General features: G+C 59.1%; 13 protein-coding genes. 5 read left to right on the top strand and 8 right to left on the bottom strand.

What is annotated here, in order from left to right:
* Positions 1-94 precede the first annotated feature (94 nt).
* Positions 95-1024, top strand: coding sequence for a tripartite tricarboxylate transporter substrate binding protein (locus FOY56_RS18025; RefSeq protein ID WP_186766391.1), 930 nt, complete (start codon positions 95-97; stop codon positions 1022-1024).
* 226 nt (positions 1025-1250) lie between these two features.
* Here the strand turns inward: FOY56_RS18025 and FOY56_RS18020 are convergent, their stop codons facing one another.
* On the bottom strand, positions 1251-1610 hold the full coding sequence (locus FOY56_RS18020; RefSeq protein ID WP_146347315.1) for a hypothetical protein: 360 nt from the start codon (positions 1608-1610) through the stop codon (positions 1251-1253).
* A 173-nt stretch (positions 1611-1783) separates the two neighbouring features.
* Positions 1784-3325 carry a tetratricopeptide repeat protein gene (locus tag FOY56_RS18015; RefSeq protein WP_146347314.1) on the bottom strand — a complete coding sequence of 514 codons (1542 nt, stop codon included), beginning with the start codon at positions 3323-3325 and terminating at the stop codon, positions 1784-1786.
* A 257-nt stretch (positions 3326-3582) separates the two neighbouring features.
* Here FOY56_RS18015 and FOY56_RS18010 point away from each other — a divergent pair, with 257 nt between their 5' ends.
* Together FOY56_RS18010 and FOY56_RS18005 are read left to right on the top strand one after the other, a co-directional pair.
* A complete protein-coding gene (locus FOY56_RS18010) occupies positions 3583-4773 on the top strand; it encodes a phosphatase PAP2 family protein (RefSeq protein ID WP_146347313.1) in 1191 nt (396 codons plus the stop codon).
* A complete protein-coding gene (locus FOY56_RS18005; RefSeq protein WP_146347312.1) occupies positions 4770-6809 on the top strand; it encodes a S8/S53 family peptidase in 2040 nt (679 codons plus the stop codon). The genes FOY56_RS18010 and FOY56_RS18005 overlap by 4 nt, the downstream gene beginning before the upstream one ends.
* 98 nt (positions 6810-6907) lie before the next feature.
* On the opposite strand, the gene FOY56_RS18000 is transcribed toward FOY56_RS18005, so the two are convergent.
* The gene (locus tag FOY56_RS18000; protein WP_146347311.1) at positions 6908-7414 is read right to left on the bottom strand and encodes an aggregation factor core; all 507 of its coding nucleotides are present in this window, start codon (positions 7412-7414) and stop codon (positions 6908-6910) included.
* A gap of 178 nt (positions 7415-7592) precedes the next feature.
* Here FOY56_RS18000 and FOY56_RS17995 point away from each other — a divergent pair, with 178 nt between their 5' ends.
* Positions 7593-8720, top strand: coding sequence for an NAD(P)/FAD-dependent oxidoreductase (locus FOY56_RS17995; protein WP_146347308.1), 1128 nt, complete (start codon positions 7593-7595; stop codon positions 8718-8720).
* Positions 8721-8839: 119 nt separating this feature from the next.
* Positions 8840-10807 carry a bifunctional 2',3'-cyclic-nucleotide 2'-phosphodiesterase/3'-nucleotidase gene (locus FOY56_RS17990; protein WP_146347306.1) on the top strand — a complete coding sequence of 656 codons (1968 nt, stop codon included), beginning with the start codon at positions 8840-8842 and terminating at the stop codon, positions 10805-10807.
* A gap of 252 nt (positions 10808-11059) precedes the next feature.
* On the opposite strand, the gene FOY56_RS17985 is transcribed toward FOY56_RS17990, so the two are convergent.
* The 5 genes from FOY56_RS17985 to FOY56_RS23650 all read right to left on the bottom strand — a co-directional run bounded on the left by FOY56_RS17985 (position 11060) and on the right by FOY56_RS23650 (position 16801).
* Positions 11060-11419 carry a CHAP domain-containing protein gene (locus FOY56_RS17985; protein ID WP_342779813.1) on the bottom strand — a complete coding sequence of 120 codons (360 nt, stop codon included), beginning with the start codon at positions 11417-11419 and terminating at the stop codon, positions 11060-11062.
* 463 nt (positions 11420-11882) lie between these two features.
* Positions 11883-14930: an efflux RND transporter permease subunit gene (locus FOY56_RS17980; RefSeq protein WP_146347303.1), complete on the bottom strand. Its 3048-nt coding sequence runs from the start codon at positions 14928-14930 to the stop codon at positions 11883-11885.
* A gap of 10 nt (positions 14931-14940) precedes the next feature.
* The gene (locus FOY56_RS17975; protein WP_146347301.1) at positions 14941-15981 is read right to left on the bottom strand and encodes an efflux RND transporter periplasmic adaptor subunit; all 1041 of its coding nucleotides are present in this window, start codon (positions 15979-15981) and stop codon (positions 14941-14943) included.
* On the bottom strand, positions 15972-16463 hold the full coding sequence (locus FOY56_RS17970) for a MarR family winged helix-turn-helix transcriptional regulator (RefSeq protein WP_146347299.1): 492 nt from the start codon (positions 16461-16463) through the stop codon (positions 15972-15974). Before FOY56_RS17970 ends, FOY56_RS17975 begins: the two co-directional genes overlap by 10 nt.
* A gap of 185 nt (positions 16464-16648) precedes the next feature.
* Positions 16649-16801 (bottom strand): hypothetical protein, encoded by a 153-nt coding sequence (locus FOY56_RS23650; RefSeq protein WP_186766385.1) that lies wholly within the window; start codon positions 16799-16801, stop codon positions 16649-16651.
* Position 16802 lies beyond the last annotated feature (1 nt).

Raw genomic sequence — 16802 nt, 5'->3', positions numbered from 1 at the left:
ACCCAATCACCAATAACGGGTCCAAGCCCGAACCTTTCGGCTGCCTTTCTCAGACAGGACGCCAAACCAACATAAGGGAACAAAGATGAACTTCATGAAATCGGTGGCGATGGCCGCCTGTGGCCTGGCAATCTCGGCCTCAGCGGCATTTGCCGAGTACCCGGAAAAACCGGTGAACTTTGTCGTACCGTGGCCTCCGGGGGATCTGGAAGATCTGCTGACCCGCATGATCGCCGACAAGATGCAGGAAAAGTATGGCGTTCCAGCGGCGGTGATCAACAAGCCCGGTGGCGGCGGCGGCCCGTTCCCCGGTGCGATCAGTGTCGCAACGGCCCCGGCTGACGGGTACACAATCGGCAGCTTTGTCATCGACGTGCCACTTGTCGGCCCGTTCATCGGTATCCCCCCGCTGGATCCTAACCCGTTCGAACCTGTCGGTATCTTCCTCACTTACCCCTTCGTCATCGCCACCAAGGGGGACGCACCGTACAAGACCATGGAAGAACTGGCCGAATACGCCCAGTCGAACGACGTCGTCCTTGGCCACTTCGGTGACGTCACCAGCCCCGCACGGCATTCGCTGGCCATGGCCCGGGCAATGGGGTTCGAGTGGGGCAGCGACACAGGCTTTGACGCGTTGGATTGCAACACGCTGGCATCGGGCGACGCAGATGTCATCAACACCACCCTGCAGCTTATCCGCCCCTGTCTGGATAATCTGACCATTCTGGCCACGGTGACGAACGAGCGGATTTCGATCCTGCCGGACGTGCGCACCGCAGCCGAAATTGTTCCGGAACTGGACTTTTCAACATGGAACGGCCTGTTCGTGCACAAAGACACGCCAGCAGACGTGCGGGCTGTGATCGAAGAGGTCGCAAAAGAAGCGCTGGCCTCTGATGCCGTCAAACAGATGGCCGCCGAAACCGGCGCGTTGATCTACTGGCTGGATAAAGATGCCTCGGACGCGCAAATGGCCAAGGATACCGAAACCTTCGGAAAAATTTCCGGCTATATCGACTGATCTGACATACCTTTACCAATGATCAAGGCCGCCGGATTTCGGCGGCCTTCTACATCTCAGACTGAAAGTTTCGAAACTGCCCAAAAAAAAATGCGCCGCGGCAAGGGAGGGCTGATGCGGTAGGTTCCTGTTTGCGAGGGAACCGGGGGATGCATCTCTGGGACCGCGGCGCAGTTGGGGAGTGTAACCTCCGGCATGCCACTACTATATGCCGAAAGCTGGGTCGTTAGCGTAACGCTGGCGGTAACTGCCGCAGCAGGTCAATGGCGCGGGTCGCGCCTGTGTTGACGGTTTCAAGCCGTTTCATTTGACGGCGGGCGTATTTCAGTTCGCGCACCGCATCGGCCAGGATCTCTTCGGCGTCACTGGGCGGAAGGTCCGACTTCAAAAAAGCAACCTCGGCGCGACGCAGTTCCAGGACCACGGTGCGCAACGTCTCCCGGCTCGTGTACAGCTTGCGCGCAAGCTCTGCATTGCGTGCGTCCCGGGCTTCGATTTCGCGGTCGAAAACGGTAAACATGGCGTTCACGGTTTGCAGTTTCAGGCTGTTCATCTGTCCTTGGGTCATACGTGTGTGCATCGTCATATCGGGTTCCCCTGTCTTGATTTTCCGGATCCATCGGAGCGTATGGCGTGTTACCGGAGCGCTTGCTGAGAGGACGCTAACAAGGGTGCTGTGAATGCAGCGTGATTTTCACCGGGATTTTCGGGGGGTAGATGGGAAAATTCCGTGAAAATCGTAAATTTCTTTGTGAAATTTTAACGAAGCTCGACTGTATCCAGCATTCCATGCTGACGCATCAACGACACCGGATAGTCCGGGTCGTTGGAAAGCCGTTCAAATGTGAAATCAGGCTCCAGAACGGACAGGCGGCGGGCACAATCCATCGCCTGCTCTGTCATACCGGCCGCAGAATACAGCGCTGTCAGATAGCGCAGCGGCGGGTGAAAATCGGGGGCCAGCGCGCTGGAGGATTCCAGTAACTGGATGCCTTCGATTGTTTTGCCGTTCACGATGGCCGCCAGACCGCGTTGAATATCGGTCCAGAACTGCAGCCGCGTTCCCGTGGCCAATGTCTGCGCGTTGATGGCCGACACATGTGCTGTCTGCGCGTCGCCGAAATAAAGATTGGCCGAGGCTTGTGTCCACCATGCGCGCGGGTTCGACGGATTCGCGGCCACGCTCATCTTGGCCAGTTGCGCACTGCGCGCGAAGTTTCGCCCGATGACAAGGCTGGCATCCGCTACGCTGGCCAGCACATTTGAATTCTGCGGATCCAGTTCCAGCGCATGGGCACAGCTGGCTTCGCTTCGGTCGCGCAAATCTTCGATCGGACGGATCCGTTCGACAAACTGGATAGAATAAAGCTGCGCCAGCCAGCTTTTGAACACGCCACGGCGCTGTATATCATAGGCCTGCTTCAGCATTATCTCGGCTTCCAGCAGGTCGGTGTGCCGCATCGAAAACATCTTGCGGATCGCCAAGGCCGCCAACGCATTGGCGTCGGGGTCTGTGCCTTGTGTGACCCGGCCATCCAGAACGGCGGTTTTCAGTTGCCCGGCCAGACGGTTCCCTAGGCTCAGCATGGCAATGTCGCCGGTATTGGGCGCGCCTTTCGAGGGCGAAACATTGGTTTCCGACCAGATCACCCGGCCTGTGTCGATGTCTTCGACACTGACACGCAAGCCGATCGATCGGTTCGGGGCATGAAACGCCTGTACCGATACCATCAACATGCCCGGCCTTGTGATGGCCGGTGGACGGCGGAAAATCTCGATCTCAAGATCTTCGTTCAGGGTTTTTGCGACACCGTCGATGAACAGGTTCTCGGTGATCTGGCAAGCATCCGTTGTCGGCGTTTCACTGAGAAACAGAACTGACCCGGTTACCGGCCTGCGAGACGCCAGGACGGGGCCGGTTGTCAGCTGAGACATCGGCATGTGCTGCGCCCGCTGGGCGGACAGCCAAATGTTGAACTCAGGGTCGCGAACATCAAGCCCTTCAAGAAACTCGGCATCGTCGTCAGCAGCACGGCGCAGAACATTCACACGCTTGGGATCAAGCGAGATCGTTTTGCGGTCAGCTTTCAGAATATCGGAATGACGCCCAAACGACCGCCGGATATCAGACAGGGCCTGACGCAGGCTGGCCGACCCCTGTTGCTGCGCCCGGTCGCTCCATAATTTGTCCTGCAGCCAGATCCGGCCCCGGTCCAGATTGTCACTGGACAGCAAAAGCGCCAGCAACGCCTGAGCCTTTGCACTTTTAGGAGTCAGCGCACCGTCCGTCTCGTGCCACACGCGGAACCGCCCGTGTAACCGTGCCTGAATTTGAGGTGAGCCAGTTAAATCTTCCAATTTCCGCACGGACCAAAGATGTGAATTTTTGCTGTTATTATCTTGTCGCCATGAAACCATCTTGGGGCCGATAGTGCAACAAACTCCGAGATTCCGTGATTTCACCGTGAAAAGTTAACCGAATCTCAATCACATTGTTGCGAATGAGCGTTTTTTCGCCAAGCCTTACTCATGGAACGGGATAAATTTCGGAGGATGGCATGGCTTTAATGGGTGCAGGAAGCGGCGCAGGATCGGGCGCAGGCAGTGGTGCAGGGTCGGGCGCAGGCTCTGGTGCGGGGTCGGGTGCAGGCTCAGGCGCCGGGTCGGGTGCCGGAAGCGGTGCCGGGTCTTCTCATGCCGGGGGTGGGTCATCCATCGCGTTGAACTATGCCCTCTCCCGCGCGCAAGAAGCGCTGGTTGGATACTGGCGCGGCGATGCCGAATGGCTGCCAGAGTTCCCGCTGAACGACGATGATGACTCTGATGCCAGCTATCTCGAAGACCTGTCCCGCGGACGGCTTTTGGATGCCGAACTGGCGTCTCAGTTCGACTTGCGCGGCGGCAAAGGCCGGGCGAATTTCTTCCTCGGCCGGTCGACCATTCTTGAAATCGAGCGGCCAGAACAGCCGTTCTTCGTCGAGCAACTGAAATGGCTTCGGGCTTATGCAGACCTGCGGTCGGATCGTCTGGAAGAGATCCACATGCAGATCGGCGACATCATGTCGTTCTTCGGCACGACCTATATGTTGAACGACGGACGGCGCAAAAAGACGCTTCAGATGCTTTATGCAGCGTGGCGCGTCACCATCCGGATCGAAGCCTTGGCAAAGCACTTTTGCCGGGTTCCGCGCCCGATCGACTATACCGTCAAGGTACAGCCGATCATCCAGACGCCGGACCATTCAGCTTTCCCGTCGGGTCACGCAACTGAATCCTTTGCGTTGGCCACGGTCTTGCACGCCCTGATGACCGGAGAAAGCGCGCATACCGGGCTGGCCAGCAAGGCGATACCGTTCAAGCTTGCGGCACGGATCGGGATCAACCGCACCATAGCAGGCGTGCATTTCCCGGCGGATACTGCCGCAGGTGCGTTGCTGGGCTGTTGTATCGGCGAGGCTTTTGTTGCGCTCGCCACCGGCAACCGCAGTGGGTATGGTCGCCAGGGCATCACCGAACTGCAGATGTCCGGCGATCTGACACCGACTGCCAATGGCGAAACCCCAGACCCGAAAACGTTCTATGCCGACAGTGATTTCTCGCTGGACTGGCTGGGCCACGCCATGCCCCAGCGCGAGGTGATCCCGTCGAACTATCGCCGTGGCCCTGCCAGCCTGCTGGGCAAACTCTGGCACGACGCCACTGGCGAAATTCGTCGGGTCCCGATGACACCGGGTCAGGTGAGCGAATGACCAGCCCCACCGATCCGCAAGATCCAACATCCCAGACTTGGGATGTCGACGTCATGTCGCCATACGTTCATTGGCGTCGGGCCTTGGGCGGGGCCGCAAAATGCGGGCCGGTGGTCGACAAACCGGTCGTGATGGCAGCCTCTGTCAACGCGGCTGACGACCGGCGCGCCGCCGATGATGCGCGCGCTGCGGTTCGCCCCTTGTTCGGGGATGGGGAACTGGTTCCCCTGCCCGAAGCGGTTGCCAACCCGTCCAACGCTCCCTTGCCAAGCCTGATCCCGGACGATGTCGCGGACCTGATTCCGATCGCACCGCCAAGGGACGCGGTGATCGTCGGTATCATCGACGAGGCCATTGCCCTGGGCCATCCCCGCTTCCGACGCGCCGACGGGTCAACCCGGTTTCTAGCGTCTTGGCAACAGGGGGCCACGTTTGATGCCGCGCAGGGTGATTATTTGCCCTTCGGGAACGAGATTTATCAACGTGACATCAACGCCTTGCTGCGCCAGCACAGCGACGGTGGCGACCCCCTCTCAACGCTTGATGAAACCGCGTTTAACCGGGCGGCGCTACTCAGCGAACCGGACAAGCTTTATGGCGTGCGCGCGCTGGAAAGGCGCGCCGGGCACGGCACAGCGGTGCTGGATCTGGCAACCGGTGAGGACAGCTGGCGGCAAACGCCTGCCGATCTGGACCGTCGCCCGATCCTCGCTGCCAGCCTGCCGCGTCGCCAGACCATCGGCATGGCCGGAACCTTTCTGGAATACTTCGCGATCTACGCCATGCACCGTATGGTCGCACTGGCCGACGCGCTATGGGATGCCCACTATGGCGGCCCGGGCGGGTTTCCCCTTGTGCTGAACGTGTCTTACGGTCAGCAGGCCGGGGCCAAGGATGGGCGGTCTCTGTTCGAACAAGCCGTTGAACGGATGGTCGAACTGCGCGCTGACCGGGCACCGCTTCAGGTCGTGATGCCTGCCGGCAACGACAACCTGATGCGTTGCAACGCGTTTCGCAAAGTCCGGCGGGGCGGCTTTGTCATGGAAAAATGGCGGGTCCTTCCCGAGGATCATTCGTCAAACTTTGTCGAAGTCTGGACTTCGCGTACGACACGGCGCGCCGACAAGAACCCGGTCGAAATCCGCATCACCACGCCCCATGGCGAGACCATGAAGTACTGGAGCGGGGAACATGGCCAGTTCTGTGACATCGCCGGTGGCGCGCGGATCTATTGTCAGCGGGTGACCTATGACAATGGCCGGGACGCGCCGGAGTATCGGTATCGCTATGTGATCTGCACCCCGCCCACGGCCGAAGCGGTGCGGGAAATCGGCACGATCCGGGTGGCTCCTGCTGGTGATTGGTGCATTCGTGCGCAGAACCGGGGGGCTGATACCGACATCTATCTGAACGTTCAGGTCGACCAGTCGGCCGAACCGGATGGCACCAACAATCAGCGATCATATTTCAACAGTTCGAAATACCGCCGGTATCTGGACAATGGCCGCGAACGCGACACCTACGCCAGCCATGTCGATCCGGACGACCCCGATGCCTCGGATCAGGAAGACAGCCAGATCTTTGGCCATGTTCAGCGCAAGGGAACGATCAATTCCCTCGCCCTGTCCAGTGCGATTGTCGTGGTCGGATCTTATCGCAAGACAGACGGCGCGCCTCTGGGCTTTTCTGCGACGGCTTATCCCAAATCGCGCGGTCCGAAAAAGGACATGGTGATCACAGCCTGTTTCCCGGGCGATGACGGGGCCGCCAATTCCGGGTTGCTGGCAGCCGGGACGCAAGGCGGCTCAACATTGGCACCGCGTGGCACCAGCTTTTCCACGGCCCGCGCCACCCGAAAGATTGTCGAAGCGATGCTGGATGATACGAAGGGCGACGGATCGGTGCCGTGGATGCAGAAACTTGCAAAAGCTGAAGAGCGCAAAGTCGCGGACACATTTGGCCATGCCCACGAAATGAAACGCGGGCATGGACGCGTGCGGGACCGTCAGACAGATCGGGCTGTCCCGAGGTTCTGAAGCACACCTGAACAACGGGGCCGGATCGTTGAGTTAAACGATCCGGCCCGACTTCGATGATCCAGTCATACCACGCGCGAACACAGTACGACCATCTGTTACAGACATGCGCCGGTATTCAGCGTCAGTTCCGAGCCTTGGGTGAAACTGGTCGAAAACTGCTTCCCCCCCAACATCACAGACACAGAGGCTCCGCGCAGTTCCGCGTTGGACACCGTGATTTCGCGCGCTCCGGCGGTGTCATCGACATCAATCGTGAAGGCAACCGATTTGTCCTGGCCAAAATCGCTCACCTGCAGGGCAACCATTTGATCGCCATCCACCACGCTGGGTTGACGCACGATGTAATCGCCACCTGCAACGATCTCAAAGGGCTGGAAAACCTCGACACCTGACCCCGCCGCCGTGACATCAAAAATCAGACCCGCCTCAGACCCTGTCAAATCGATAGTGATCTGAGCAGCTTCAATCGCGCAGGCCCCGGTGTTCGTCACGACAAAGCGGTCTTTCGGCGCGCCTTCCATGAACCGGATATGAAGGTCTGCATAAGAGGCTGAAGCGATAAAAGTGGCCGCTGTTGCGATAAAAAATGTACGACGAAACATGTTTGGATCTCCAGTGTTGGACCTACCCTTAAAGGGTTGATTACCAACGATACGCACGGGCGATGTCGTCAGATCATTCTGGGCAGCGACCTGCCGCGCCCGTGCGCGACGAAACAGCCCTTTCAGAGCCATGCAAATTCGGCCACCATGCGCCAAACGGCTTCGATGGGAACCCACCATGTCACAGACGGCAGCTTTTGATTTCATTGTGATTGGCGCAGGGATTGCCGGCGCGTCGGTGGCGGCTGAATTGTCCAATTCAGCCCGCGTTGCCTTGATCGAACGCGAAAGCCAACCCGGCTATCACACGACAGGCCGGTCAGCGGCGCTGTATACCCGGGCTTACGGGCCTGCTGTGATGCGGGCCATGACCCGGGCGTCTTTCGGGTTTTATTCGGGGGGGGCAGACCCCGACATGCCACAGGACCTGTTGCAGCCACGTGGAGTTCTGTTGATCGCACGCGCAGATCAGAGGGACGCCTTGGCCACGATGCACCGCGACCTTGGCGATGCCGTGGTTCCCGCATCCTTTGACGACCTAAAAGCGCAGGTTCCCCTGATCCGCGACGACTACGCCATCGGCGGACTTTACGAAGCCGACGCTTATGACATCGATGTCCACGGCACCCATCAGTATTTCCTGCGCCAGTTCCGCGCCAATGGCGGACAAACCATCCTGCAGGCCGACGTCACAGGGCTGAGCCGGGAAAACGGCACCTGGGCCGTCGACTCCCGCCAAGGCCAGGTGAAAGCCGCAACTGTGATCAACGCCGCCGGGGCATGGGCCGATCAGATTGCGGAACTGGCCGGCGTTTCACCACTGGGCCTGCGGCCCTTGCGCAGAACCGCAGCCCTAATTGCACCACCGGCGGGCGTGAACGTCGATGACTGGCCACTGGTGGTCGATGCCGAGGAAGGGTTTTACATGAAACCCGACGCAGGCAACCTGCTGATCTCACCCGCCGACGAAACCCTATCGCCGCCCTGCGATGCACAACCCGAGGAACTGGATATCGCGATCTGCGTGGATCGGATCGAAAAAGCCATCAACCTTCAGGTGCGCCGGATCGACCACAAATGGGCCGGGTTGCGCAGCTTCTTCCCCGACAAGCTGCCAGCGGTGGGCTATGACGCAAACGCCGAAGGGTTTTTCTGGCTGGCCGGTCAGGGTGGATACGGCATTCAAACCGCCCCGGCCATGGCGCGCAGCGCCGCGGCACTGGCAATGCGGCAGGATTTGCCGCAGGATGTGCGGGACGAAGGGGTGACTGCAGATCAGGTCTCGCCAAACCGGCTGCGCATCTAAACAGGCCGAGGAACTTCAGGCCAGATCGGATCGACGATCAAAAACGCAGTCACTGCACTCCGTCGCCGTCCTGTCACCTGGCTCCTGTAAAGGGCCGGTACCTCAAACTGGAGTTATCGATGACCAAATCCGTTTCGATGTCCCGCCGCGCGTTTCTGGGCACCTCTGCTGCTGGCGCATTTATCGCGCTGCATCCCTATTCGGCCCGGGCGGCTGCCAATCAGGCGCACCTTCGCATCATGGAAACCACGGACCTGCACGTGCATGTGTTTCCCTATGATTACTACGCTGACAAGCCGCGCGACACGCTGGGCCTGTCTCGCACTGCCAGCATCATCGGCGATATCCGCGCCGAGGCGACAAATTCGATGCTGCTCGACAATGGCGACTTCCTGCAGGGCAACCCGATGGGCGACTATATTGCCTATGAAAAAGGCCTGAAAGAAGGCGACCTGCATCCGGTTGTCGCCGCCATGAACACGGTAGGCTTTGACGCCGCCACGGTCGGCAATCACGAATTCAACTATGGCCTGTCCTTTCTGGATAAGGCGGCGGCCGGAGCTGACTTCCCGGTGGTTCTGGCCAACCTTGCCAAGGAACAAGGCAGCGACCCGACCCGCGATGTCACCCTGTTCAAGCCCTATGTCATCCTCGACCGCGAGCTGACCGACGGCGCAGGTGATACCCACCCGATCAAGGTTGGTATCATCGGATTTACCCCACCACAGGTGATGAACTGGGACCGCCGCCATTTGGAAGGCAGCGTGACAGCCCGTGATATCGTCGAAACCGCACAAGCCTATGTGCCCCAGATGCGCGAAGAAGGTGCCGACATCATCATCGCCCTGTCGCATTCCGGTATCGGGTCAGCGGATCACGCAGATGGCATGGAAAACGCAAGCGTCCCGTTGGCCGCCGTTGATGGCGTTGACGCGCTGATGACTGGCCACAGCCACCTTGTGTTCCCCTCTGCGACCTATGCGGATCGGGCCGGTCTTGATGTGGATGCAGGCACCATCCACGGCAAACCTGCCGTGATGGGCGGCTATTGGGGCTCGCATCTGGGTGTGATCGACCTGATGCTGGAACGTGACGGCAACAAATGGCGCGTGGTCACCACAGCGTCCGAGGCCCGTCCGATCTCCAAACGCAACGAAGACCGCTCGATCACGGCGTTGGTGGAGGATGATGAAAGCGTGCTCGATTCGGTCCGCACCATCCACGAAGAAACGCTGGCCTATGTGCGCCGCGCGGTCGGCAAAACCTCGGCTCCGCTGCACAGCTATTTTGCGCTGGTGGCAGATGATCCATCGGTACAGATCGTGTCGATTGCCCAGAAATGGTACATTGAACAGATGCTGAAAGGCTCTGAACACGAAGGTCTGCCAATCCTGTCAGCGGCGGCTCCGTTCAAGGCGGGTGGTCGCGGCGGACCCGAGTATTACACCGATGTGCCTGCGGGTGACGTGGCGATCAAGAATGTGGCCGACCTGTACCTCTATCCCAACACCGCGCGGGCCGTGCGCGTCACCGGGGCGCAGGTCAAAGACTGGCTCGAACGCTCGGCCGGGATGTTCAACCAGATCGAAGCTGGCAAACCCGATCAGGTTCTTCTGAACCCCTCCTTCCCAAGCTATAATTTCGACGTGATTGATGGCGTGACCTATCAGATCGACCTTACGCAACCGTCGAAATTTGACCCCAAAGGCGGCCTGATCAACGCCGATGCAAATCGCATCGTCAACCTGATGTTCGATGGACAGCCAGTTGATCCGGCGGCCGAGTTCATCATCGCCACCAACAACTATCGCGCAGGCGGCGGCGGCAAATTCCCCGGCACAGATGGCACAACCGTGTTCGAGGCACCGGACACAAACCGCGACGTGATCGTGCGTTATATCGTTGAACAAGGCACCATCAACCCGTCGGCGGATGCGAACTGGCACTTCGCCAAGGCAGATGGCGCGACAGTTCTGTTCGATACCGGCCCTAAGGCGCGCGACTATCTGTCGGACGTCAAAGGCGTGGTGATCGAGGATGCAGGCGACGGCCCGGACGGCTTCGCCCGGTTCCGGATTTCGCTGTAAGATAGGTTAGCCTGCCTCGATGTCGGTTCGTTGAACGAATTAGGACCGGCGCGGGCAGCCGGGCTATCAAAGCAAATACACCCTCGCAAATACTTGCGGGGGTGTCATCACTGAGAATACTCGCCAAGCGGGACGATGCTGCCGTTCAGTTTACCTGCTCTGAAGGCCGGTGTGCGTTTTGCGACCGTGGCGATAATCGCCTGCGGCACATTACGCTGGTTCGCTGCAGATACGATCTGAATCTAGGTCGGGCTATCCGTCATCATTCGGGTAAATGAACCCGTTCACTGGATAGAAATTACCATACTGGCCGGGCTGGCTTTCGACCCGGACCAGCGTCCAGTCGTTGTGTTTGGACACGTCCTTGACGCCCATTCTCAACGAAACCTCGTTACGGTTCCAGTTGGCGTGGTTCACGACGATTTCCCGATCGTCAACAATATCGGCCACAACCGCCACATGGCCCAGTGGCATTCCGCTGGTCGACCGAAACGACATCACCGCACCGACAGTCGGTTCAGCGCCCCGATTATAGATATTGTGCGCATTGCCCCACCAGCTTTCAGCGTTGCCGCGAATTTCAATGCCGCTGAGGTTTCGTGCGTAAGGCACGCACCACACCCTATGCCCCCGGGCCTGCTTTTGCGCGACTTCGCGCAGCGCCATTGACTGACGTTCCGGGTCCAGATTCCCATAGTCCGGGCTTTGGGCGCAGGCAGAGACAAGACTGAAAAGCCCCAACGCAACGGCTGTTCGGGCGGTGCCGGACAGGCGCAGCCAAATTGTATTCGTTCTGCAGGAGTTGTTTTGCAAGAAGCTTCACTACCGGTTCGAAAATCCTCAGGGTTTGTCGATGATCTTTTCGCGAATGAAAAGAGACTTGCCAATTCCCCGGCAAAATTTCGCCAATTCCCTGTGCGTCCTTGGTGATCAATGCTGCGCTTCAACACAAAGTCTGCAATGTCCTCCGAGCGGGTTTTGCTGACGTATTGAACGGGTTCGCCACGACGCGCCTGCCGGCAACACATCCGGTAGGCACTTAGTTCAGGCACCGGCCTTTTGCCGCATTTGTGGGTCAGGCCACCGCCGCTAAAGCCTCTTTCTCCGCGTCCTTCTTGAACAGCAGGAAATACAGCACCGGGGCCGCAACCAGCGTCAGGATCGACGCAAACGCCAGACCGCCCATGATGGTGATCGCCATCGACACAAAGAACGCGTCCCACAGCAGCGGCGCCATCCCAAGGATCGTGGTGATCGCGGCCAGCATCACCGGGCGCAAACGCGAGGTTGACGCCGTGATGATTGCCTCGCGAAACGGCACACCTTCGGCCCGAACAAGGTCGATCTCTTCGACCAGCACGATCCCGTTCTTGATCAGCATCCCCGACAGAGACAACAGCCCAAGCAGGGCCGTGAACGAAAATGGCGTATCGGTGGCCAAAAGCCCGATCACCACACCGTTTACCGACATCGGCACCAGCAACCAGATGATCAGCGGCTGGCGCAGCGCGTTGAACAACAGGATCGAGATCAGCACCATGATCAGCACCGATACCGGGATCTGCGCGCCAAGGGCGGCCTGCGCCTCTCCCGAGCTTTCGTATTCGCCGCCCCATTCCATTTCGTATCCGACGGGCAATGCCACGGCTTCGATTGCGGCCTGAATTTCGGCCTGCACCTGTGCCGCTGTAAACCCGGATGGGATGTCAGCCTCGATGGTCAGCGTCGGCACCCGGTTGCGGCGATGAACCAGCGTGTTCTGAACTTCGTATTCGACCCCGTCGATCATCTGCTCGATAGGCAATACCGCGCCGGTGCTGGACGAAAACACCACCTGATCGGCCAACCCCAACTGGTTGTCGCGCGGCAACCGCGTGATGATCGGGATCTGCCGGTCATCTTCGCGATAGACCCCGCTCGTGATGCCATCCGTTGCAAGTTGCAGCATCTGCGCGATGTCATCGCGGCTGACGCCTGCGGTCTGAGCGCGTTCGGTGGCATAGATCGGCTTCAGAACCAGCTCCTGTTCGCGCCAGTCTGTGCGCAGGTCGACAAGGTTCTGCGATGACGCCTCCAGCACGGCAATCATTTCCGAGGAAAGGCGGCGCAGAACGTCCGGATCCTGACCCGATAGCCGCAGCTGGATCGGGGCCCCGCCACCGGGGCCAAACACCAGACGCTTGGTGCGCAACTCTCCTTCAGGAAAGGTCTCGAACCCAAACTCTGCAAGGCCCGCCTGAAGCGGCGGGATCTGGTCCAGATTTTCGGTCTGAATGATCAGATGGCCATAGCTGGGATTCGCCTTTTCCGAGTCATAGGTCAGCATGAAACGCGATGCGCCCTGTCCGACAAATGTTGAAACTGACACCACGTCGTCCCGCTCTGCCAGCCAATCTTCCATCTGGCGCAGGTGATCCGAGGTGGTGTGGATATCGGTGCCCTGTGGCAGCTTGTAATGCACAAAGAACATCGGCGTGTTGCTGTCGGGAAAGAACGACTGCTTCATCAACCCGAACCCGGCAAAGCAAACCGCCGTGATCGCGACCAGCGCGCCCATAACAAGCCAGCGTAACCGGATCGACAGATCCAGCGCGCGGGCATAGGTCCGGAAAATCCAGCCGCCATACGCATCCCCGTCATCCCCACTGCCCTGTTTGAACAGATAGTGACCCAGCAACGGCGTTACCGTCAGGGCCAGAACCCAGGACAACAGCAGCGAAATCGCGATGACCGCAAACAGCGAAAACAGGAACTCGCCCGTCGCATCGGGGCTCAGGCCGATCCCGGCAAACGCCATGATGCCAATGATCGTGGCCCCCAGAAGCGGAATCTGCGTCTTGCTGGCAGCGTCATCGGCCGCTGTCCGGCTGTCGCGACCGCGCTGCATTGAAATCTGCATACCTTCGGCCACCACGATGGCATTATCCACCAGCATCCCCATCGCGATGATCAGGGCGCCCAGCGAAATCCGCTCCATCTCGATCGAGAACATCGCCATGAAAAACAGCGTTCCAACGACCGTCAGCAACAACGTCGCCCCAACAACCGTGGCCGCGCGCCAGCCCATGAACAGGGCCAGAACCACCACCACGATGATGACCGACATCGCAAGGTTCACAAGGAAAGCGCTGGACGCTTCGTCGACGACCACATGCTGCTGATAAATCGGATGCAGCTCGACCCCGTAGGGGATTTTGCCGTCAAGCTCGGCAATCCGTGCGTCCACACGTTCACCAACCTCGACAATGTTTTCGGTCGACAACCCAGCCACCCCGACTGTAAAGGCATCGACACCATCAAAACGTACCAGAAGATCAGGATCATCCTGACGATCCCGGCTGACCTGTGCGACGTCAAACAGGTTGATCACCTCTCCACTGGCCCCGATGATCAACGATGCGATCTCTTCGACACTGCCAGACCCGTCAGGGGCCTGTATTCGCGTGCGAATGCCGTCGTTATGTATCGACCCCGCATCCACCACCGAGTCTGCGTTTGCCAAGGCGGTGATGATGGCCTGAGGCGAGACGTTCTGATTGACCGTGATCGCCATGTTCGGCTCAACGAAAATCGCCTCGTCCGGCAAACCTTTGACCTCGACATCGGCGACGCCGTCAACCGTCAGGATCTCGCGTCGCAGAAAAGTCGCCAACTGGTGTTTTTCGGCGTCCGAATACCCTTCGGCTGTTACCGCATAATAGATGCCGAACACATCCCCGAAGGAATCGTTCACATAGGGCACGCCTACCCCCTCAGGCAGCGCGCGGGCTGCGTCAGACACCCGGTTTCTCAGCTTGGTCCAGATCGGGGGCAGTTCGGTCCCGTCAAAGGTCGAAAACATCTCGACCGTGATCAGCGATTGTCCCGGCTGGTTGATCGACGTGATCACATCGACCTCGCCCATCTTCTGGATGGCCGATTCCAGCGGTTCGGACACTTCGGTGGCCACCTGTTCGGCGGTTGCTCCGGGGTACTGCGTGACAATAACGGCCTGCTTGATGGTAAAAGCCGGGTCTTCAAGCCGCCCCAGCGACGAAAACCCCCACAGCCCGCCAAACAGCGCACCAAGGATAACAAGCCACGTGATCAGCGGCTTTTCGATCGAGGATCGCGCGATGTTCATGGCAGACCCCTTAGTTGCCAAAGCCGGTGAACCGGCGGACGGCCTGACCATCCTTCAGCGCAGCCCCACCAGCCGCGACGATCTCAGTGCCTGCCGCTAACCCCGACAAAATCAGAATCCCATCCTCTGGTGATCGGGCGATTTCGACAGCCTGCTTGCGCAAAGTGCCCGTGTCGGCATCGTCAGGGGAGAACACCATGACGGCGGGTTTACCTGTATCATCAACGAACACGGCGGTTTTAGGCACTTGGATAGCGTCCGTGTGATCCCCCTGAAGAACCGCAATGACCGTGGCCGACGCGCCAGGTAGAATCCGCAACCCCGAGGGCGGCGTCATCGCCAACGTCACCCGATACGACTGACCAACTTTCGACGTTTCGGCGTTGAATTCGCGCAATCGCAACGGAAAGACCTCATCCGACGCGGGGAAGCGCGCGCTGATTTCGACGTTGGACGACTCCTCGGCCCGCAGGAACAAGACTTCCGGAATATCAACTTCGATATGCACTTCGGACATGTCATGCAGGCGCACCACCGGGGTCCCGGCGCTGATTGTCGTATAGTTCGCGATGTTGCGTGCCGCGACCAGCGCGTCAAACGGGGCCGACAGGGTCGCGTGTTTCAACGCATATTCCGCGTTTTTCACCGTCACTTCGGCCAGTGCCAGCTGCGTTGCCGCATCATCAATGCGAACCTGACTTGCCGTGCTTTCTGACAACCGGTTCAACCGGTTCAACGTCCGCTCGGCCTGATCCTTTTGCAGCTGCGCCTGCTCCAACGACAGTTCAAAGGTTTCAAGGTCAAGCTGGGCAACCAGATCGCCCTTGCGCAGAATGGCCCCTTCGATCACCGGAAATTCGACGACCTGCCCCCCCACCTGAAACGCCAGATCGACGGTTTCACGGGCGACCACATGACCAAAGAACTGCCGCGTCACATCGGCACCACCAGCACGGGCCGTGATCACCTTGACCGGTTTCAGGGGCGCCTGCGCGATGGCCGGTGTCACGGCCAGCGACAAGACAAGCGCAAGATTTCGCATCACTGACATGGCTTTGCTCCTTCGGGCAGGCCGTCGGCCTTGATGTTGTGAATGACTTTCAGCATCAACGCTGAAATCGTCTCGGTTTCCGGACGGGTCAGGCCGGAAATTTCCGTAAAGACCTCGGCTCCCTTCCGGATAACCTCCTGGCGCTTGGCATCGCCGATCTCGGTCAGCCGCAAGCGCGAGGCACGGCGGTCTTCCGGGTCGCTTTCCCTCAAGGCCAACCCCTTGCTTTCAAGCGCGTCAGCAATGTTTGTCAGCGTCGACGGCAGCACTTGCATGTCGGCCGCGAGTTCCCCCATCCGCCTGGGTTCGGCCATGTAGATCAGCAGATGCCGTTCGTTCTTGGTCAGGTCCGGAGTCACGTTGATCGAATCCACGACTTCGTCGACCTTCAGGTACAAAAGGTAGACGCCCATCAGGACATTCATTTCAGGGGGAAGATCGGTCGGGACACCGTTATCCATCGCAATATCTTTTGGGGGCATAAAGGCGCTCTTCGATTGTCTTCGACTCGATATACTTCATAAAGTGAAATTTACAACATGCCAAAGATACTGAATCCGAAGCAATATCGCACACCGCGCAAATCTCAACCCCGATCAGATGTCTCAAGCCAAGGGAATGCACACAATTTCGGCGGTCCTGGATTCGGGTCGGCCAGTCTGTCAACTCACTCGATCCGGGCTTCTGACGGTGCGTTACCCATCAGGGCGCTGCGTATGAAAGCACGCGAGCCAAGCGAAAGTCGTGGCACGCTGACGATCCGGTTCGACCCCGAGATGCGCGCGATGATCAAGGGTACCGCCAGAATGATTGAAACCACC

This window comes from Falsiphaeobacter marinintestinus (genome assembly GCF_007923355.1).
Classification (GTDB): domain Bacteria; phylum Pseudomonadota; class Alphaproteobacteria; order Rhodobacterales; family Rhodobacteraceae; genus Phaeobacter_A; species Phaeobacter_A marinintestinus.
Note: the sequence above shows the minus strand (reverse complement) of the source record. Positions and strands in the feature narration are given on the sequence as shown.